At 40.7% G+C, this 20,351-nt stretch carries 22 protein-coding genes; all 22 read right to left on the minus strand.

Annotated features, from left to right (window positions below; all coding sequences use genetic code 11):
• Positions 1 to 95: 95 nt before the first annotated feature.
• The 22 genes from AB5Z52_RS10760 to asp1 all read right to left on the minus strand — a co-directional run bounded on the left by AB5Z52_RS10760 (position 96) and on the right by asp1 (position 20,249).
• Positions 96 to 518, minus strand: coding sequence for a F0F1 ATP synthase subunit epsilon (locus AB5Z52_RS10760; RefSeq protein ID WP_003127590.1), 423 nt, complete (start codon positions 516 to 518; stop codon positions 96 to 98).
• A gap of 30 nt (positions 519 to 548) precedes the next feature.
• Entirely contained in the window at positions 549 to 1,955 is a 1,407-nt protein-coding gene (gene atpD / locus AB5Z52_RS10765) for a F0F1 ATP synthase subunit beta (RefSeq protein ID WP_003127589.1), read from the minus strand.
• A gap of 26 nt (positions 1,956 to 1,981) precedes the next feature.
• Positions 1,982 to 2,884 (minus strand): F0F1 ATP synthase subunit gamma, encoded by a 903-nt coding sequence (locus AB5Z52_RS10770; protein WP_003127588.1) that lies wholly within the window; start codon positions 2,882 to 2,884, stop codon positions 1,982 to 1,984.
• A 15-nt stretch (positions 2,885 to 2,899) separates the two neighbouring features.
• Positions 2,900 to 4,456, minus strand: coding sequence for a F0F1 ATP synthase subunit alpha (gene atpA, locus AB5Z52_RS10775; RefSeq protein WP_003127587.1), 1,557 nt, complete (start codon positions 4,454 to 4,456; stop codon positions 2,900 to 2,902).
• A gap of 23 nt (positions 4,457 to 4,479) precedes the next feature.
• On the minus strand, positions 4,480 to 5,022 hold the full coding sequence (gene atpH / locus AB5Z52_RS10780; RefSeq protein ID WP_005471844.1) for an ATP synthase F1 subunit delta: 543 nt from the start codon (positions 5,020 to 5,022) through the stop codon (positions 4,480 to 4,482).
• On the minus strand, positions 5,009 to 5,533 hold the full coding sequence (gene atpF, locus AB5Z52_RS10785) for a F0F1 ATP synthase subunit B (protein ID WP_288551757.1): 525 nt from the start codon (positions 5,531 to 5,533) through the stop codon (positions 5,009 to 5,011). The genes atpH and atpF overlap by 14 nt, the downstream gene beginning before the upstream one ends.
• An 82-nt stretch (positions 5,534 to 5,615) precedes the next feature.
• Positions 5,616 to 5,831: an ATP synthase F0 subunit C gene (atpE, locus tag AB5Z52_RS10790; protein ID WP_288551758.1), complete on the minus strand. Its 216-nt coding sequence runs from the start codon at positions 5,829 to 5,831 to the stop codon at positions 5,616 to 5,618.
• A 32-nt stretch (positions 5,832 to 5,863) separates the two neighbouring features.
• The gene (gene atpB, locus AB5Z52_RS10795) at positions 5,864 to 6,583 is read right to left on the minus strand and encodes a F0F1 ATP synthase subunit A (RefSeq protein ID WP_003127582.1); all 720 of its coding nucleotides are present in this window, start codon (positions 6,581 to 6,583) and stop codon (positions 5,864 to 5,866) included.
• 292 nt (positions 6,584 to 6,875) lie between these two features.
• On the minus strand, positions 6,876 to 7,334 hold the full coding sequence (gene smpB, locus AB5Z52_RS10800; protein ID WP_003127581.1) for an SsrA-binding protein SmpB: 459 nt from the start codon (positions 7,332 to 7,334) through the stop codon (positions 6,876 to 6,878).
• A gap of 12 nt (positions 7,335 to 7,346) precedes the next feature.
• On the minus strand, positions 7,347 to 9,677 hold the full coding sequence (gene rnr, locus AB5Z52_RS10805) for a ribonuclease R (RefSeq protein WP_288551760.1): 2,331 nt from the start codon (positions 9,675 to 9,677) through the stop codon (positions 7,347 to 7,349).
• A gap of 3 nt (positions 9,678 to 9,680) precedes the next feature.
• On the minus strand, positions 9,681 to 10,436 hold the full coding sequence (locus tag AB5Z52_RS10810; protein ID WP_288551761.1) for a carboxylesterase: 756 nt from the start codon (positions 10,434 to 10,436) through the stop codon (positions 9,681 to 9,683).
• Between the two features lie 122 nt (positions 10,437 to 10,558).
• Positions 10,559 to 10,795, minus strand: coding sequence for a preprotein translocase subunit SecG (gene secG / locus AB5Z52_RS10815; RefSeq protein ID WP_003127578.1), 237 nt, complete (start codon positions 10,793 to 10,795; stop codon positions 10,559 to 10,561).
• Positions 10,796 to 11,004: 209 nt separating this feature from the next.
• Positions 11,005 to 11,307 carry a GNAT family N-acetyltransferase gene (locus tag AB5Z52_RS10820; protein ID WP_225585961.1) on the minus strand — a complete coding sequence of 101 codons (303 nt, stop codon included), beginning with the start codon at positions 11,305 to 11,307 and terminating at the stop codon, positions 11,005 to 11,007.
• Between the two features lie 12 nt (positions 11,308 to 11,319).
• A complete protein-coding gene (locus tag AB5Z52_RS10825; protein ID WP_288551762.1) occupies positions 11,320 to 12,255 on the minus strand; it encodes an alpha/beta hydrolase in 936 nt (311 codons plus the stop codon).
• Between the two features lie 409 nt (positions 12,256 to 12,664).
• Positions 12,665 to 13,885 (minus strand): hypothetical protein, encoded by a 1,221-nt coding sequence (locus AB5Z52_RS10830; RefSeq protein WP_288551763.1) that lies wholly within the window; start codon positions 13,883 to 13,885, stop codon positions 12,665 to 12,667.
• A 70-nt stretch (positions 13,886 to 13,955) separates the two neighbouring features.
• Positions 13,956 to 14,339: a hypothetical protein gene (locus AB5Z52_RS10835; RefSeq protein WP_003127574.1), complete on the minus strand. Its 384-nt coding sequence runs from the start codon at positions 14,337 to 14,339 to the stop codon at positions 13,956 to 13,958.
• Between the two features lie 195 nt (positions 14,340 to 14,534).
• Positions 14,535 to 15,068: a hypothetical protein gene (locus AB5Z52_RS10840; RefSeq protein ID WP_003127569.1), complete on the minus strand. Its 534-nt coding sequence runs from the start codon at positions 15,066 to 15,068 to the stop codon at positions 14,535 to 14,537.
• A 7-nt stretch (positions 15,069 to 15,075) separates the two neighbouring features.
• On the minus strand, positions 15,076 to 15,924 hold the full coding sequence (locus tag AB5Z52_RS10845) for a DUF2963 domain-containing protein (RefSeq protein ID WP_003127568.1): 849 nt from the start codon (positions 15,922 to 15,924) through the stop codon (positions 15,076 to 15,078).
• Positions 15,914 to 17,353, minus strand: a complete 1,440-nt coding sequence (locus tag AB5Z52_RS10850) for a glycosyltransferase (protein ID WP_288551765.1) — start codon at positions 17,351 to 17,353, stop codon at positions 15,914 to 15,916. The genes AB5Z52_RS10845 and AB5Z52_RS10850 overlap by 11 nt, the downstream gene beginning before the upstream one ends.
• Positions 17,354 to 17,369: 16 nt before the next feature.
• Positions 17,370 to 18,251, minus strand: a complete 882-nt coding sequence (gene asp3 / locus AB5Z52_RS10855; protein WP_288551766.1) for an accessory Sec system protein Asp3 — start codon at positions 18,249 to 18,251, stop codon at positions 17,370 to 17,372.
• 15 nt (positions 18,252 to 18,266) lie between these two features.
• Complete coding sequence (asp2, locus tag AB5Z52_RS10860) at positions 18,267 to 19,796, minus strand: accessory Sec system protein Asp2 (RefSeq protein ID WP_288551767.1); 1,530 nt, start codon at positions 19,794 to 19,796, stop codon at positions 18,267 to 18,269.
• A gap of 45 nt (positions 19,797 to 19,841) precedes the next feature.
• Positions 19,842 to 20,249, minus strand: a complete 408-nt coding sequence (asp1, locus tag AB5Z52_RS10865) for an accessory Sec system glycosyltransferase Asp1 (RefSeq protein WP_368243755.1) — start codon at positions 20,247 to 20,249, stop codon at positions 19,842 to 19,844.
• Positions 20,250 to 20,351: the final 102 nt, after the last annotated feature.

Genomic DNA, 20,351 nt, shown 5'->3' on the forward strand with positions numbered 1-20,351 from the left:
CGTTTTCATAAATCTATTATAAAAGAAAAGACTGTAGACATCATCCATAAAATGGACTTTGTCTACAGTCTGAAGCAAAGACCACTGGTCTTCGCTTAGGAATGTTTTGACACATTGATTCGATTGATTGCACGATGCAAAGCAACAGTCGCACGTCGTAATTGGTCGATATCTTCCACTTGTTTTGCTTCTTCGATTTGCTTTTCGGCACGCTGTTTGGCACGTTCAGCACGAGAAACATCGATATCACGATCACGTTCAGCACTATCGGCTACAATTGAAACTACATTGTCCCGCACTTCCATGATTCCGCCATTGACAGCGATCCAATCGACGTGAGTATCGGAATCGATCCGTTTCACTCGAACTTCATCGATAGCCAAAGGCACGATGATCGGCGCGTGTTGCGGTAAGATCCCGATTTCTCCATCTGTCGTTCGTGCAACCACGATTTTGGCATGGTGTTCATACACCAAACCAGCAGGTGTCACCACATTAACCGTTAAAAATTGATCCATGAGGTTCCCCTCTTTCTCTATGGTTGCTTATTAATAACCTAGTGCTTTTGCTTTTTCAATTACATCTTCGATTCGACCTACACTTCGGAAGGCTTCTTCAGGAAGATCATCGTATTTACCTTCTAAAATCTCAGCAAATCCTTTGATGGTTTCTTCAACTGGCACATAAGAACCTGGTTGTCCTGTAAATTGTTCCGCTACGTGGAAGTTTTGTGATAAGAAGAATTGGATTCGACGCGCACGCGCTACGAGAGTCTTTTCTTCATCTGACAATTCATCCATCCCTAAGATCGCGATGATATCTTGCAATTCACGGTAACGTTGCAACGCATGCTGAACTTCGGTTGCTACTTCATAGTGTTTTTCCCCTACGATTTCAGGAGCTAATGCACTTGATGATGAAGCCAATGGATCTACCGCAGGATAAATCCCTTGTTCAGTCAATTTACGTTCCAAGTTCGTTGTCGCATCCAAATGGGCAAATGCAGTTGCTGGCGCTGGGTCAGTATAGTCATCGGCTGGCACATAGATGGCTTGAATCGATGTTACAGATCCTTTTTTCGTAGAAGTGATTCGTTCTTGTAATTGACCCATTTCAGTTGCTAGAGTTGGTTGATAACCAACGGCTGATGGCATCCGGCCTAACAAGGCAGATACTTCAGAACCCGCTTGTGTGAAACGGAAAATATTATCGATAAACAAGAGCACATCTTGACCTTCAACGTCACGGAAATACTCAGCAATGGTCAAACCAGTCAAAGCAACCCGCATCCGGGCACCTGGTGGTTCATTCATTTGACCGAAAACCATGGCTGTCTTTTCGATAACGCCTGATTCTTTCATTTCATAATACAAGTCATTACCTTCACGCGTCCGCTCGCCAACACCGGTAAATACTGAAATTCCCCCATGCTCTTGAGCGATATTGTGAATCAATTCTTGAATCAATACGGTTTTACCAACACCGGCACCACCGAACAAGCCGACTTTACCACCTTTTAAGTAAGGAGCTAATAAATCGATAACTTTGATCCCAGTTTCAAGGATTTCTGTACTTGTTGACAATTCATCGAAATCTGGGGCTTTTTTGTGGATACCACTACGTTTGGCATCTTCTGGGAATGGTGCTTCCAAGTCGATAGTATCGCCTAGTACATTAAATACTCGGCCTAGAGTATCTGTTCCTACAGGGACAGAGATTGAGGCACCTGTATCGATGACTTCCATTCCTCGTTGCAAACCGTCTGTAGATTCCATTGCGATGGTGCGGATCACACCATCCCCTAGTTCTAAAGCGGCTTCCAATACTACTTTTGTTTTTTTCTCGTCTTTTTTGTAAACGATCAACGCATTGTTGATATCTGGTAAGGATTGGTCTAGAGAGAATTCCACGTCGACAACGGGACCAATGACTTGAACAATCTTGCCTGAACTCATTCGTATTCCTCCATTCGTTCTCGAAATTATTCTAACGCGGATGCCCCCGCAACAATTTCAGTAATTTCTTGGGTGATTGCTCCTTGACGCGCCCGGTTATAAGAAATCGTCAAATCCCCAATAATATTTTTGGCATTATCTGTTGCCGTCTTCATCGCAGTCATTCCAGCAGCATGCTCTGCTGTTTTGGCATCGACAATGGCACCATAAATCAAGCTTTCAGCATATTGCGGCAACAACTGATCCAAAATTGCTTCTCTTGAAGGCTCAAACAAATACTCTTGTTCATAGCTTTCTGCTTCTTCTGGATCCAAATCTGAGATAGGCAGCATTTTTTCCACGCGAAATTGGCTCGTCAACGAATTGATGTGATGGTTATAACAAACATATAGTTCATCAAATACTTCATTTTGATACATCGTTGTAGCTAAGGTAACAATTTTACGCACTTCGTCAAAACTTGGCTGATCGGAAAGATTTCTCAACTCATAAGCTAACTTGATTCCTCGTGTTTTAAAGAAATCTGCTCCTGTCGCACCGATGGCGATCATAACATATTCTTCATCTTGAGCATGATCTTCGTCCAGCATCGTCATCATTTGTTTCAAAATCGAACTGTTGTAGCCACCGACTAAACCGCCATCTGAAGTAATGACGATATAGCCAGTGCGCTTTACAGGACGACTAACAAGCATACTGTTGTAATTGACGCCCTCTTTAGGTCCAGCAGCTGCAAGATCTGAGAGTTGTTGCGCAGTAAGGTGAGTAACGATCTCACGCACTTTCGTTGCATAGACTTGAAATTGTTTTGAGTGTGCTTCTGATTTAGTCAATTTAGCAGCCGAAACCATTTGCATGGCGTTTGTGATCTGACTGGTTTTCTTGGTTGAGGCAATTCGTTGCTTGATCTCATTTAATGAAGCAGCCATTCATTCTCACCTCTTTTATGCATTTTGCATTGTTGACATTTTGTCTTGTGCTGAAACACGTGATGTATTTGCAGCCATGAAAATATCTTTGAATGCTTTGATTGTGTCATCTAATAAGCTTTCTTCTGGCAAGTCTTTCGTTGCACGAATCGTTTCAAACACATCTGCTTGATTTGCTTCAATGTATTCAAACAATTCTGCTTCAAAGTCTAATACTTTATTTACTGGCACACTGTCAAGGAATCCGTGCGTCAATGCATATAAAATAACCACTTGTTTTTCAACTGCTAATGGTTCATGCAGTTTTTGTTTCAAAATTTCAACAGTCCGACGTCCACGATTCAATTTTGCTTGAGTAGCGGCATCTAAATCAGAACCAAATTGCGTGAAGGCTTCTAACTCGCGGTAACTTGCCAAGTCCAAACGCAATGTTCCAGCCACTTTCTTCATCGCTTTGATTTGTGCAGAACCCCCAACCCGTGAAACGGAAAGTCCGGCAGCTACGGCAGGGCGAACACCTGAATAAAACAGGTCATTTTCTAAGAAAATTTGTCCGTCTGTAATGGAGATCACGTTGGTTGGAATATAAGCAGAGATATCTCCTGCTTGGGTTTCAACGAATGGCAAGGCAGTCATTGAGCCTCCGCCTAGTTCATCACTTAATTTTGCAGCCCGTTCCAATAAGCGAGAATGCAAGTAGAAAACGTCCCCTGGGTAAGCTTCACGACCTGGCGGACGACGAAGTAGTAAGGAAAGTTCCCGATAAGCAACGGCTTGTTTTGATAAATCATCAAAAACGATCAAAACGTGTTTACCGTTATACATGAATTCTTCACCCATTGCTGCTCCAGCATAAGGGGCGATATATAATAGTGGTGCAGGTTGAGAAGCACCGGCTGATACCACGATCGTATAGTCAAGCGCACCATAACGGCGCAATGTTTCTACTTGTGCACGAACCGTGGAATCTTTTTGACCGATCGCTACATAAATACAGATCATATTTTGACCTTTTTGGTTGATGATCGTATCGATTGCGATGGTTGTCTTCCCTGTTTTACGGTCACCAATGACCAATTCACGTTGTCCGCGTCCGATTGGAACTAAAGCATCAATGGCTTTCAATCCAGTCTGCATTGGTTCTGAAACGGATTTACGTTGCATAACACCAGGTGCAGCTGCTTCTACCGGACGAGATTTATCTGTATCGATTGGACCTAAGCCATCGATTGGTTGTCCTAACGGATTCACTACTCGTCCAATCAAGGCATCCCCAACAGGAACTTCCATGATTTTTCCAGTACGTTTTACTTTGTCACCTTCACGAATGGATTCAAATTCACCTAAGATGATGATCCCTACATCGTTGGATTCCAAGTTTTGGGCCATACCGTAAGAACCGTTTGAAAACTCAAGCAATTCTCCACTCATCGCATTTTCTAATCCGTGAGCCCGGGCGATCCCATCCCCTACGTATGTGACTGTTCCAATTTCTTCTACAGAAAGTTCATTTTGATAATTTTTGATTTGTTCTTTGATCAAGGCACTTATTTCTTCTGCTTTGATGGCCATCCGATTCACCTCTTATCTCTTGTTTATCTGCCGATCTGTTGTCGCAGATAATCCAGTTGGCTCTTAATACTACCGTCGATCACTTGATGATTGGCTTCCACGATGACTCCACCTAAAATGGCTGGATCAACTTTTTCTGAAAGCACTGCTTTCTGGTAGCCGAGCGTCTGTGCGATTTGTTTCGACAATTGTTCTTTTTGACTTGACGACAATGCAACTGCTGTGGTCACCGTACCACTGACTAAACCTTGCTGCTCGTCATAGCGGCGTTCATACTCATCAATGATCAGCAATAGGTCGTCCATACGATTATATTCATACACGATCTCAAGAAAATTTTTGACTAATCCATCAAAGTTATTAAATAACTGATCAACAAGTTTTCTTTTTTCATGAAGATCCAAACGATTATCGGTCACGATTTGGCCAAACATCGGAATCTCTTGATAAATCTGACGTAGTGTCATCAACTCATGATAAACAGCTTCAGCTCGTTGTTCTTCCATCGCCAATTCGAACAACGCCTTGCCATAGCGTTTACCTACAGTAAATTTATCGAGTTTCATTGACTGAACCTAATCCTTCGATATATTGATTAATTAAAGATTCATGATTTTCGGGAGTCAATTCACGGCCCAAGATTTTTTCTGCGATTTGAAGTGAAAGATCTGCAACATCATCTTTGACTTCTTTTAACGCAGCTTCTTTTTCAAGCGTGATATCTGAGTGAGCTTTTTCTTTCAAACGAGAAACTTCTTCTTTGGTCTCGTTCAAAATATTTTGGCGACTCAATTCTCCGCTGTCTTTGGCGCTTTTGATGATCTCCGCAGCTTCTGAATGGGAACTGGCCAATTTTTCTTGGCGTTCTTTTTCCAGTTTCGCTGCATTCAAGCGGGATTGTTCCGCTGAATCCAAATCATTGGCGATTTTTTCTTCCCGTTTTTGCATCATGCTACTAATGGCATCCCATGCAAAGTGTTTCAACAAGAATAGCAAAAGAAGAATTGAGCCGCTGACAAGAATAATATTGCCAAGCATAGCATTTTTTACTTCTGCTAGAACCAAGTGATTTAGCATAACGACTCTTCCTTTCTGAAAGTAATTCTCTCATTTAAAAAAGCAAAAACGAGTGCATTGTTCGTTTCTGCCTTTTTCACGTTTAGCCTTGGAAGACTAATAGCAACGCGATAACTACCCCCAAAATAGGCACAGCTTCGACTAGCGCTACCCCGATAAACATTGTTGAACGTAATTGACCTGACATTTCAGGTTGACGTGCCATTGATTCGATCGTTTTGGTGATTACTTGTCCGTTACCATAACCTGCACCAATTGCTGCTCCGATAATTGCTAATCCTGCTCCGATGAAATTCATATTGTTTTTCCTCCTAAAAGTGTTTGTTTTGATTAGTGTTCCGCCACGATTTTGTGGCTCATAAATACCATGGTCAATGTGACAAATACATAGGCTTGGATGGCGCCTATAAACAATGAGAAGCCAATCCAAATCATTTCAAGCGGCATCGCGATAGGCAATGACCACCAACCTAGACTTGTGAACATATTCGCTATCAACCCTAACAAGACCTCTCCAGCAAAAATATTCCCATAAAGCCGTAAGCCCAAAGTAATAACATTTGTAAATTCTTCGATAATTTTCAATGGTAATAAGAAACCAACTGGTTTCAAGTAAGAATTGATCATAAAGTTTTTGAAACCAAGCGTTTTGATACCAAAGAAATGTGTCAAACTAATAACCATAAGTGCAAGTGTCAAGGTGACAAAAGGATCCGCTGTGGGACTCTTCCATAAAGAGACATCATCAGCTGTCACGATCTTTGTGACCAGCCCAATTTCATTCGCCACAAACACAAAAAGAAACATTGTTACACCCAGCAAATGAAAGTTGTTCACTTGCGATCCTGGTATATTGTCAGCTACGATTCCGCGAACAAAATCAATGACCCATTCAATAAAGTTCTGTTTCCCTTTTGGCTTCATTTGCAAATTTCGTGTACAAATGAACACCACCAAAAAAACAATTATACAAGAAATGATTGTCATCATTGCTACAGTTCCATCAAACCAAATCGGACCGATGTGAAACATAAGCGATTTTTCATCCAATCTTTCTCACCTCTTTTCCTGTCATCTCCAGAAAATATCTGGTGTTACAATGCGTTTCCTCTCATAACAATCGGTATCATACCACCACGACAAGAAAATTTCAAAGTATTTTCAAGAAAATTAGACAAAAAAGTTTTTCTGCCAAAATTCGAAAAAAAAATTAATTGAAACACTGTCGTGAAATTTCATGAAAAGCTTGGTACATCAGTACCTTTGCCTTAAATGCTACCAAATTTTTCCCTAATCTCAAAGCAATACACTTTAAATGATTCTAAAAGAACTTCTTAGAAGATTAAAAGTTTCTAAGAGCACGATCAATTTGCCGTTCCTGATCTTTTCGTTTTAGGGTTTCTCGCTTGTCATATTCGCGTTTTCCTTTGGCTAAGCCGATCAAAACTTTGGCATAACCATCTTTGATATAAACTTTTAGCGGAACAATGGTCATTCCTGTATTTTTGCTTTCACCGATCAACCGAGCAATCTGCTTTTTATGCAGTAACAATTTTCTTGTACGCAAAGGATCATGATTAAAAATGTTCCCCTGTTCATAAGGACTTATATGAACATTATACAAATAGGCTTCTCCATTACGGATACGAACAAAGCCGTCTTTTAGATTGATCCGACTGTTGCGGATCGATTTGATCTCAGTCCCTTGCAGCACGATCCCTGCTTCGATCGTATCAAGTATCGTGTAGTCATGACGAGCTTTTTTGTTTTGGGCAATTAGTCTGCCCTCTCCCTTAGGCAACGGTCATCCCTCCTACTTTTTCTTAATTCCTTTATAGAAAGGTTTCTTTTTTGAATTTCCGTTTTTTTTCTTTTTACGAGAAGATTTTCCCCGTAAATTTTCTTTTTTCTGTCGATCTGAGGTTTGTCTTCGCTGTTTGTTTTCTTTATTTTGCTTATTTTTAGGCTGTTGGATTCGTACGACTTCTTCTGCTTCAATCAATTCAAAATCGATTTCGCGAGTCTCTGGATCCGCTTTGATCACTTTGATGCGAACTTTTTGTCCGATCTTAAACGTTTGCCCAGTACGTTCACCTACTAATGCGAGGTGGTTTTCCAAGTAATGGAAGTAATCTTGTTTCAATGCAGTAATATGGATTAACCCTTCGATGGTATTCGGCAACTCCACGAAAAGTCCGAATTTTACTACTGAACTAATAATCCCGTCAAACTCTTCTCCTACTTTATCGGCCATAAATTCAGCTTTTTTAAGAGCATCTACTTCACGTTCTGCTTCCACTGCTCTTCGCTCCATTTGTGAACTGTGTAAAGCAATATCTGGAAGGTTCTGCTCCCACTTTTCTTGATTGCTTTCTGACGGATCAGTACTGTATGAACGAATCAGCCGATGAACGATCAAATCGGGGTATCGGCGGATCGGTGATGTGAAGTGGGTATAGTAGTCTGCAGCCAGTCCATAATGCCCATAGTTATCTTCAGAATATTTTGCTTGTTGCATACTTCGCAACAGCATGGTGTTGACCACCATCGCTTCAGGTTTATCTGCAACATCTTCCACGACTTTTTGTAGATCTTTGGGCGTGATGGAGCCTTTTGTCTGCTTGACAACAATTCCTAACGCAGAAGCAAAATCAAAAAAGCGCCGCATTTTTTCTTCTTTTGGTTCTTCATGGATCCGATAAATGAACGGCAATCGACGTTTGTTGAAATGCTCTGCCACTGTTTCATTAGCAGCCAGCATAAAGGACTCAATCAATCGTTCGCCAACTCCTCGTTCGCGAAGAAGGATGTCCTGAGGATGCCCTGCTTCGTCAACCAATACTTTGGCTTCACGATCCTCAAAAGAAACTGCCCCCCGCCGAACGCGCATCGCTTCTAAGATTTGATGCAATTCAGCCATTTCCTTAAACATCGGAACAAGCGAGGCATAACGCGCCATTGTCTCAGGCTCTTGGTCTTCCAAGATTTCATTTACTGCTTGATAAGTCATTCGTTCTGTTGTTTGAATGATGCTTTGAAAAATCTCATGTTTGATCACTTTACCTGAAGAATCAATTTCCATCTCACAACTCATTGTCAACCGCGGAACGTGAGGATTCAGTGAGCAGATACCATTTGACAGCCGCTGAGGGATCATAGGAATGACCCGATCGGTCAGATAGACACTGGTGCCTCGTTCAAAAGCTTCCTTGTCTAGGGCACTGTTTTCTGTCACATAATAAGAAACATCTGCGATATGGACCCCTAAGAAAAAGTTGCCGTTGGCTAATTTACGAACGGTGACCGCATCATCAAGGTCTTTCGCATCTGCCCCATCGATCGTGACAATCAATTGTTCCCGCAGGTCACGACGTTCTGGGAATTGTGCCGGATCAATGGCATCAGGAACTGCATCAGCTTCCGCTAATGTTGCTTCTTCAAACTTTGTCGGAATGCCGTTAGCTACGACGATCGACAAAATATCCATTCCAGGATCATTTTTATGACCAACTACTTTTTTGACTAGTCCTTCCAAGCTTTTAGAGTAGCCTTTCTCCGGATAGTGAGTGATCTCAACGATCACAATGCTGCCATCTACCGGACGAACGCCTTCTGCACCGATGAATACTTTTAACTCATTCATTTTTTTATCTTTTGGCTGAACGACTCCATAGAGGTCTGTTTCTTGGATCTCCGCTTCATCAAAGAGTGTAAACTCACCGACAACTTGTGTGACTGCCCGTTTGCGGATTTCAACGACTTTGCCCTCTGCCCCTTTATCGGAAAAAGGATCAGCAGCATGAAGTATGTCGATAGCAACTGTATCTCCATCCATCGCATAGCCAGTCGATTCTTTAGGAATATAGATGTCTTCTTCTTCATCGATACTCACAAATCCAAAGCCTCGTTCGTTTGCTCGGAATGTTCCTTCAACTAAGACTCGCTGCATTGGCAATTTGACTTTGCCTTTCTTATTGAAGAGAATGCTCCCCTCTCGTTCCATTGCGGCTACTGTTTGAACAAGATTTTTGAAATCCTCGCTTTTTTGCAGTTGCAATGCTTCGGCAATTTCTTCCATGGAAAAGCTTTTCTTGCGGCTTTCTTCCATGAACTGAATAATTTTTGTTTTAATCGTCTCTTTCATTTTTTACCCTTCCCAAGCGAGGCTTTCCAGAAAAGCCCAAACATCTTGTTCTAATTTTTTTCGTTCTGGGCCGACAGTCACTACATGTCCACTATGTGGATACCACTGTAATGTGTAGGGCACATGAGACAATGCTGCTGCTGTGCGAAAAACCGTCTGGGGATCGATCATACGGTCTCTTCCTGCTTGTGCAAGAAAAACAGGCACATCGATCGTGTCAAGATTAGTTGCTGTTTCTTGCCCAATCGATTCAATTTCTAGCAGCTGAGCTCTGACTTGTTGCGGTACGCGAGCCAAAATAATTTGCTGCTCTTCAGATGAATAAGAAGAGTATTGCAGAATCATTTCTGCATATTTTTCAAAATTTCGCGGCACATCATTCTTTGTTTCAAAGAGCGGTGAACAGAATAGCCCACCACCGATTAGCGCAGGTTCCGCTTGTGTCAAACTGTTCATGGCAAAGATGCCTCCCATTGACAATCCCAGCACAGCAATTTTTTGGTAACCTTTTTCTTTCAAAAATTCAATCGCTGCTTTGGCATCTGCTCGCCATTGTTGAATTCCTTGATTCAAAATATCTTCAGGATTTGTTGTCCCATGACCCGAAAACATCGGTGTATAAACAGTATACTCTTTTTGTTCTAAAAACCGACAAAGCATCCGCACATCATTGGGACTACCAGAATAAGCATGGAACAAAATCACTGCCCGATCTCCGTGGGGAGCAAACACTGGTTTTGGTTGGTTAAAATTCTTCATTTCTTCGTTTCACCTCACGTCCAATTCTACCATAGTTCGATGATTTCAACGATAAATGCGTTCATAAGATTTTTGGCAAAGAAAAAACCCCTCGCAGCCGAGAGGTTCCAAATTTCATCCAATTATTTTGATGACAAATAGGCCAAAAGAAATAGCAAGACCATCCATACAAAGCCTAAAATGGCAGTTGAACGTTGCATTACCGCTTCAAATCCACGCGCTTTTTGTTTACCGAACAATTGGTCTGCTCCACCCGTAAACGCGCTGGCAGCACTATTTTGTTTGCTTGGTTGCATCATAATCGTAATAACCATGATCACAGAAATCACAATCACTGCTGCTAATAATATATTGTACACGATAGCTCCTCCTTGCTTGCTAGAATCGTCCTTCTAACTCTACCACATTCGGGACCTTTTTTCCAGTATATTTTATTGATGCTATGGCGATGTTCCCTGCATCCAAACAAGACACCTACTAAATCCCAGAACAAAAAAAGACACTAGCCGTACAGCAACATAAAGATCGTTGTTGCACGACTGTTGTCTCAATCATTTTCTACCGAAATTCAGCGAGCCAATACATCATCATATTCTGATTTTTCTTTGAACTCTTTGACAGCGAATGAACAAACTGGCATGATTTTTCGATCTTCGCGGCGCGCTTTTTCTACCACCGCATTCAGTAACTTTTGTGCTAACTTCTGACCGCGATACGCAGAATCAACAAATGTATGATCAACCACCAACACATCGTCTGGCGCCTCTTGCCAGGTGATTTCTCCTATTTCCTTGCCGTCATCGTATAAGGCAAAACGTTTGTTTTCTTCTTTGATTTCCATTTTTTCACATTCCTTTCTAGTTAAAAAAATTCAAATGCACTATTACTCTGTTGCCTGGATAAATTGTAGAATAGTCGGCCAATATTCTGGACTTTCTGTGACCGCTTGAAGATGGCCCATCTTTGGAAAAATGACTCGTTTTTTCTCCCCAGCAGTTGCTTCCATCAATGTGTCTGTTTCTTCTGCTGAGACAAATGGATCTTCAGAACCATGTAAAAATAAAACAGGTAAATGGTTACTGCCTAGTTGGCGTGTGACAGAGATCTGTAGAAATGGGTACCCTACTAATTGTTTACTGTAACGATTTGCCATACGCAGGAACCGTTTGACGGGTAATCCAGAAAGACGCGGTAAATTGGCTCGTATCAAACTATAGATCGAGGTATAGCTGCTGTCTGCAATCAATCCTCGAACTTGAATAGGCAATACTTCTCCACTCGCTAAGAGGACTGTTGCGGCCCCCATCCCTTGACCATACAAGAAAATCTGGCATTGCGCATCTTTTTCAACTAATTTCTCGATCCAGAGAATCAGATCTAAGCGATCCAACCAGCCTAACCCGATTTGAAGCCCTTCACTTTGCCCGTGTCCGCGAAGATCTGGCACTAAGACATTGTGTCCGGCTTGCCACAAGCGTTCCGCGGCATCTTGACAATCGACTTGTCCAGAACTGCGATAGCCATGAAGACAAATCACCCATGTTTTGGCACACTGATCAAAGACCCGTGCATGTAACAGAACATCATCCGTTGCAGTAAGGGTACATTCGGACCCTTCTTGCCAGAAAGTTGAAGGTGCTTCCTGTGATCGCTGTCCCGAAGAAACAAGTTGTTTTCTGCCTTCTTTTTCATACCAATGGTTATTGCGCATGATCAGAGCAGATACAAAATAACGTACACCTTTTTTTAGGACTGCAGTTCGGTAAATATAGTATAACCCAGCAATCAGTCCAATAAGTACAATTATCAGCCAAAGCATAGGATCCCTCCCTTGACTCTAGTGTACCATCTGCACAGCAAATGAGCCAAAAATTTAAACAGATTTTAGGTGTCCTTATAAAATAACCAGTAATCAAAAACCTTTGAGAAAAAAACATTTCTGAACCAGATAAATTGATTTTCCCCAAAGATTTTTTTTACGGTGACGGTAGCTGAAGATACCAGCAATCAGAAAGAGCAAACCTCCGAAGAAGATTAAAGCACAGAATGATCCTTCATTCATCTGCGACAGTTTGGCTGATAGATGATTGCCGATGACCAATTCTTGCCCTATTCGAGTATCGGATTTAAGCAAAAAAATCCAACCACGAGAAAAAGAGAATCTTGATCGTTTATCGATCAAAATTCTCTTTTTCATTGCTAAATGGAAGGCTCCTTGTCATCATTGATCAAGAATTTAAGCAATTCTGACTGTTCTGCAAAAATTGCTTCCACAGATGAGCTTCAATAATGACTCTTTTGCTCGGTAACTTCTGATAGCTCGGAATCAATTTGGTTAGTTGATTCGACGTACTCTTCGGTTGGTCTTGCCAGAACAATTCCCCAAATAAATACATTCCCAGCGCATTTTTATTATTAAACACTTTACAAGATAGCCCCATTTTAGCTAATACCTGATTCACTGTGTTTTCATTGATCGTTCCTGCAGAAATATCCCGGATCAGTATTGTATCCGCATATTGAACATCCTGATCACTATTGACATAATCAATGAATTGATCCGTCAAAGCCGTCAGCTCTTTTTTAACGATTTCGGTTAAATCGACGGTCTGACGTCCATTGATCGTCACAATAAATGGATTGTTCTTCTTCGTTGTGACCAGCATATCGTAGATTACCCCAGCATCCAAATCAAAAGTTGGCGTGGGATGATTTCCCTCATTTTCTTGGTAAGCTTGTACCACGTTGCCGGCTAATTCATACAAGCCGTCTGTAACTTTTGTACTTTTGATCAGTTCGCCATTTTCATAACTGTCACAAGTTAGATAATGATCATTAATCTCAAACACATAAGTCAATCCCGCCAGAATTTCTTCAACGCCTAACATTAAATGAATATCGTTTCGTCTACTTTCAAAAATCACAGCCAGCGATTTGGGAATCAGTTTTACTCGTTCGATTCGTATCCGATAGTGGGTACCATTAACGACTGTCTCGAATTCATCTGCCAGTTGCCTCTCGATTTCTGCCAGCTGGTCAAAACTTTCTGTTGCTACGCCAATGCACAATGAGCAGCTAAAGCAATCCTTTGCAATTTCAGTGAAAAGCGAGGTTCTCTTCTCTACTAAATAAGAAAGTATCGTTTTGATATATGTCTTAAAATTTTGGTCTCCAATGGCTGCCAATGGATTTCCAAAGGTTTGGTAAGCCTTCGAACGTCGACTATATAACTTGTCGAAGCCCCAAGTAATTTCTTGCTCGCTTCCCCCGAGAAGAATTCGTTCCCCAACTTTGTTTTTGGAGTGGGTCGGTTCATTATTCTTTCCTAAAAGATACTGCAGATTATTTTTTTTGACTTCTGAATAAACAGAACTTCTGACATCTTGATAACCATAGCCAACGACGCCTACTCGAAATTCATCAATGTCTAATGCAATGATTTTGTCCACACTAATCCTCCTAACTTCCCTATTTGTCATGATTTCTTGCTCCCCAAACATTCTGTTGTTGTTTCAGCCGCTACTCTTTTGTCTCCGCTTGAATAAAGAATGCATTTGACAGTTCTTGTATTTTCTTCGCCTGTTCGTTGACTTCTGTTTCTAAAAAAAACAAATCGTTGAAAATCGCTTTTGTATTGCGTACATGTTCCAAAAGGTCATTGACTTTGACCCGCTGCAAGTCAATTTTTTGGCAGAGATCTCTCAGCTCATCTTGACTGTTCTTCAGAATAAAAAAATCGCGATACCCAATGGTGGACTGTTTTTTTTCTGAGATCATTTGCTTTAATCGCTCAATTTTACTATCCCGTTGTTCGATCGTTTGATTCATCTCTGCTAGCATCTGGTCTAGCTCGCTGATCTGGACGATTGCGGATAATTTCTTTGTGATCATCGATTGTGTCATTCTTGATTTGCCCCTTTGTTTAGGAGTATTTTTACTTCTGAATCCACTAGTGCAGTCCTAGTAAATATTCCCGATCGCAGTAAGCAACTAAATGAAACTGATTATTTGTCAACGAAATCACCTCTCCCCAGTTTATTTCCAGCTAACAACTATTAAGAATACAGTGTTTAACTATTGGATTTGATCAGTTGCCAGCTATAGCGACTCACTCATTTCTGCAACGTTTTCTGTTGGTTCGTTTTCCTCTGCACCTGTATTAGCTTCTACTTCTGTTTCTTCTAATGAACGCAATTCATGAATCAGCTCTTGACTCAATTGACTCACTTCGCTATCCTGTCTTTCTACGGTTGAGGTCAACATATCAATGATCTGATCGGTTTCATTCAAGAAATACGTCCGAAGCATTTGCTTTTCAACCTCGTAAGCAGAAAAGAGTTTTTCATAAATCATTTGCAATCTGTTTTGCTCTTCCTGTTGCTGCTCAAAAGACGCATTGAATTGTTTTTTTAACGCTTGGATCTCATTTAGATCGATGTCATTTTCTGACTTATTGATCATTGCTTTCATCTCTTGATTGATCTGAATCAATTGATCAATCAATTCTTTTTGTTGATGCAGGATGCGCTTTGCTTCCTCCTGCTCATTCTCAAAAGAGAGCATGGATCCGCTGTTTTCTTTGATTAATGACATGATTTGCTCATACAATTCATTGACCTTCATTTTCTTCATTTCGTCTTCATCCTTTCAAGACAACTTTGTCCATGCAAACATTCTTATTTGCCAATAGTTGATAATTCTTCTGATCCACTTCCACCCTATGGATGTAAGGGATGTGATCATCTAAAATACTCATTAAATTTCCTTTGATATTCCCTTTGCCATCAAGAGGCGACTCTTCTAGATACAGGGTATTTCTTGAATTAGATGTTGCTAAAGCGAACAATTCTAATCCCATGTATGAAATTCCCACGGTATCATTTTCTGTTAACCGCAAAGCTAACTGTTCCCGAATGAAATCAAGTGTTGTATTAAATTTCTGGGTTACCTTCAATGTTGCAGTATCACGAATCGTGACCAAGTTGATTGCTCCCTGATAAAAGTAATAATTCAAGATGCTTTGCTGCTGGTCATTGAAAAAAGCAATCTCTTGAACCTGATCGTTACAATAATAAATAGTTGAGAACAATTTCCCATCAGCGGCATATTCTTCAATGAAGTCTATCGTACCATCCGGATAGAAGTACCGTACCTCTTTGACATGTCTTCTAGTCATAGGGTATAAGCTCACTTTGCCTATTTCATCCCCGTCTGTAATCAACGAAATGGTACGATCTTCGTTCATATAGACTTCTGTACAATAAGCCGTTGGGACTTGGTTAAAAAATAAAAAGGTTTCTGGATCGTGGCTCCGTTGTGTGACTTGATCTAAAATATTTATTCCCTGCACCGCTTCTTTTTGAAGCATCGCTTGAAAATTTGGACTTGGTGAGATAGACAACACTTGGTTTCCTTCTTTGATTCGTGATTTTTGTGTCATCCATATCCGGTCATTGGGTCGGATCACAGTGACTAATTCATAATGCATCGATCAACTCACTCCATTTCTCTGCAATTATCGAGTCTTGAAACATCCGGACAGACTTGCGGGTGTTGGCTTTAAGTTGGTTTAAATCAGTAGCGACTAACTGACGAATTCCTTCTGTTAGTTGCTGGACATTGTAGGTATCATCATTTCTGGAAAAGTCTTTCAAATACCCATTGACCCCTTCTTTGATCAACTCCATCGCCCCAAAACGTGCCTTGTACGTCACAATTGGTAATCCCGCATTCAATGCTTCGATATAGGTCAATCCAAATCCTTCTGAAAAAGAGCCAGAAATAAAGGCATCATAATTGGGATATACCTCATTGATCGCATGGGAGTGGCCTTTTAATTGAATATATTCTTCTGCATTTAGCTCCTTGATTATTGCATTCAACTTGCTTTCTTCTCCACCTTGACCATAGATATCTAAAGAAAGCGTTGGATGTTCTTTTTTTGCTGCAGCAATTGCACGTATCACAAGATCAATGTGCTTTTCTGATGCCAAGCGAGAGACCGTCACAAACTTCTCCGCCTGTTGTTTGCCTTTTTCAAATGATTCTTCTGTCATATCGCGAATCCCCCCCACAGGGATCGTCACAATTTTTTCGGATTCGTTTGGAAAATCGATCAGTAGATCTTGTCTCTGCAATTCTGTCGCAACAACGATGTGAGTAACTTGCTCTAAATGCGTCAATGCATATTCATAATAATTGTTCCAAAGAGGCGCACGAGGTACATCACGATCAGATAAATGATCAGCATGTACTATTTCGATCAATTTGATTTCTGGAGGACAATAATCATATAAGGCGGCCTCACTTTCTTCTCCTCGATCAATGATGATAGTTTTGGTTTCTGGGAACTCTTCCATCAATTGTTTAAAGAAAAAGCGTTGCAGCAAGACTTCATTTCTAAAGAAGCGATGTTTGCCCTTAAAAGCAAACAAGTGAATATTCGTCATCACTCTTCCTCGATGAGGATCATTGCGATAGCTGTACATGATTTTTCTTTGATTCGTTCGATAGTCAAAAATCTCTACCCGATAATCTGAAACTAGCAATAACCCTTCTTTTTTTCGGCTAGGGGATTTTTCCATGTGCTCAACGATTTTCAATCCTGATGATGTGATGGTTTCTTTAATCCTATGCGTGTTCGTGGCGTCTACCAAGAGATCCTGTTTCGCGGTAAAATTCGCTTTAGCTCCTTGTCTTAAATAGTCACCTTCTAGGGCAAAATATTCCCACATGGAGATGACTTTATTGTCTGGTATCTTCCAAGCTGCCATCGCTTCATGAAGATTCTTTACTAATTCCATAAAAATATATTTATACGGAATATTTTTTCTATCAAAACAAGCAGCACGGTAGAACTGTGCATGTTCCACACCAGAATTGCCGGTTCCCATTGCTTTATTTACAAAAAAATTCATGATGTCCCCCTTTTATTTAGATTGATTTTTTTCTATTTTCTTTTAAATTTTCTAATACATTCAGTGCCCTTCGATTAAGTACGATTTTTTTCTGCAAACGATGCATAAGCTCAGTTGACTCAGTTTCTTTGTTTGGTTTTGCAAATAATAAAGCCAGTATAGAAAAATCATCGTGATAACAGGATTCCAGTAAAGAAAAATTTTGTCCCATTTTAAGGGTGATTTGATCAGGATTATCGATTCGCTGATAGATTTGTTCAAACAAAACTTCCAAAAACGATGAAGCAGCCGTAACACCGGGCTCAATAAATAATCCCGCTTCACAATCAGGAAGTGAATATTTTTTGACATAACTATTCTGTTTTTCGAATACGACCGATAATGCAGCACTTTCCCCCACCAACGGAGTAACTGCAACAATGTTTGCTCCTGAGTTTGCTCCTATAGGAACCACCGCCAAAGCTTGGTTCTCCTTAGTGGATAAAACCAATTCCTTAAAAAGAATCTGTTGGTGCTTTTTGTTTACCATATGAATTTGGTAATCAGTGGCGTTTTGTGGAAAACGGAAGCTCTCCTGGGTTGTTTCGAAGACCAGTTTTTCAAGAAAAAAGCCGTCTTTATCAAAAAAATCCACCAGCAGCTGGACTGCTTCTTTACGATCGAATTCAGCATGAAGTGTTAACTCGTACTCGTGTCCAGGCAGCAACATCGGCAACATAGGTGATTTTCGACTACTGTGAAATTCTGTTTTCGAATACCAGGACTTAATACTGACGCCAGGAGGCATCAGAGGTGAAGAATAAGCGACGTCACCAGAGGATGTGTAGGCTATTTTTGCGCCATAATTGTAATTATCATTAAAGTCGATCCCCCACTTGATACGGTACATGCGATTCATCGACTCCCCCATTTCTTATAAAATTTTCTTGATATTCCGATGAAATGTATGCACAAGAATATTCTTGTATTGTTTCAAAAACCAATTGTTGATGGCGGGACTATTGTCGTTATGACGGCCTATCATGCCTTTATATAGAACACGAGTCATGGGAAAATTGCTTTTTAGAAATTCAAATAACATTGGAAATGCCTCCATGTCATAATCGTCTTGTTTCATGTAGGCGATAGCAAATGTCGTTTGCCTGTAGTCTCCACTTTTAAACTTTTCCCAGAAACGTCCATTCAATTGACTACTTGCTTCTTCTGAAACAAAGCCAATATTGTAAAGCAGCATATCCAATGAAGTTGGAAATCCTGTTGGCCGATTGATGCGTTCATTGAGTGCAATAGATCCAAGATTCGTCAACGGTTTCCCCACGATGACACTGTTTGGACTCAAATCACTCGCATAATAAAGAGCGCCAAAAGTGCCCATCGACAATCCAGACAAAATGAGATCCGATTTTTGAAATCCCAACAATGCTAGTTTTTCTAATATGATTGTTACGATTTCTTGTTCAAATTTCTGGCTGCCTAGATAGAAATTTCCTCCTTCTAGACGGGGGTCACCAATCAGCAAAAAAGGACAGCCCATGCTCCCCATCATTCCACGTCCTTCGAATCCTTCAGCAGAGCGATATCCGGAAAAATAAACCGCTAATGGAGGTTTTAGGTCTCCTGGATTAAAGTAATAGATCACTTCTCCGCCCAGATGCTCATCATCCCGGATCCGGCCGCCCCCTGGAATCATGACACTTTCATCTGCCATTGCTCGTCGCAAGTGCATTTGTCCGATCGTAAATTGTCCTTGATTTCCTTTGGCATACAATGAGACGTTGATGTATGACTGTTGATCCAATTTGAAGTAAATCGGATCCCCATTTAGGATGCGATCGTGGGCGATCTCAATCACTTGAATGACCTGATTTGTGTTTTCTTTGATGAAAAAAAATTTGATCTTCAGTATCGCCTCTCCTTGGATATTTGCGATCTCGGGATAAAAACATGTCCGTTCCTCTTTAGGGATCAGGTTCGTCATTTTCCAAGTAGTGATTTGCTGATAATCTGGTGTCAATTGTGCCTTTACCTGACAAGCTGCATGTCCTTCTTTAGTGATTTGCAACGATACATCTTTATTAAATTTCATGTGATCCATCGATAACTTATATCCTTGCTGCTTCGCTGAAAATTGTTCATTGATGCTACTAAAAACATTTTCCAACTGTTGTTCATCAAACAGTTTTGCTGCTTTTAATGTGAAGAGCGCTTGAACTTCGGGAGACAGCTGACAGTTTTTTTCGTAAAAGATTTGATAGGCTGGCAGTTGTTCCAATAGCTCCTTGTCTTCAAGAATCAACGCATCTTTCTCTAGTAGAAAAAGGGCTCGATGGTACTTGCTGTTATATTTGTCTTTCTCGAACAGCTGCAGTTCCTGCTCATCTTTTCTGAAATCATAGGCTAACGGAAGCCATTGATAAACAAAGAAGAAAGCTGTTTTTGCCACTCTGAAGAAACAGCTGCAGCCGCAATATGGAATATCTTTATTTGTTTAGACGACGCCATAGAGCAGATCCCTCCATTGTTTGATGACATTTTCTTCGCTAAATCGTTCAATATAACTGATATTTTCTACTAGTGCTTGGTTCCAATTGTTTAAATCATCCATATAAAAAGCAATTGCTGGATCTAGGTCTCTGATTTGACCAATGATTTGCCCATTCTTTTGGTCATCAACATAATCGGTTTTCTTCCGAACGAGCTGAGGAATTCCTGCGCTTACTGCCAATGCTTGTTTCTGCACATCAACTTCAGCAGACAAATCAATATACAAACGTGTCTCATTAAAATCCTGTCGAATCGTCGTGAGGTGAGAATCCAATCGAAAGTGAATCCTGAAGTTGACATCAACTGCTTCTACCAGATTTCTCCAGTTTTCGCTTTCTCGAATCTCTTCAATCGCCTCTTCATCTGTTTTAAATAACGGGTATTCGGATTATCGTGTGGAACTCCCCAAATAAATAGATAATGTTTATCTTATCGTAAATCGGATAATAGTGTG

The organism is Enterococcus sp. RTP21361st1_A6_RTP21361_211029 (assembly GCF_040910045.1).
Lineage (GTDB): Bacteria > Bacillota > Bacilli > Lactobacillales > Enterococcaceae > Enterococcus_D > Enterococcus_D gallinarum.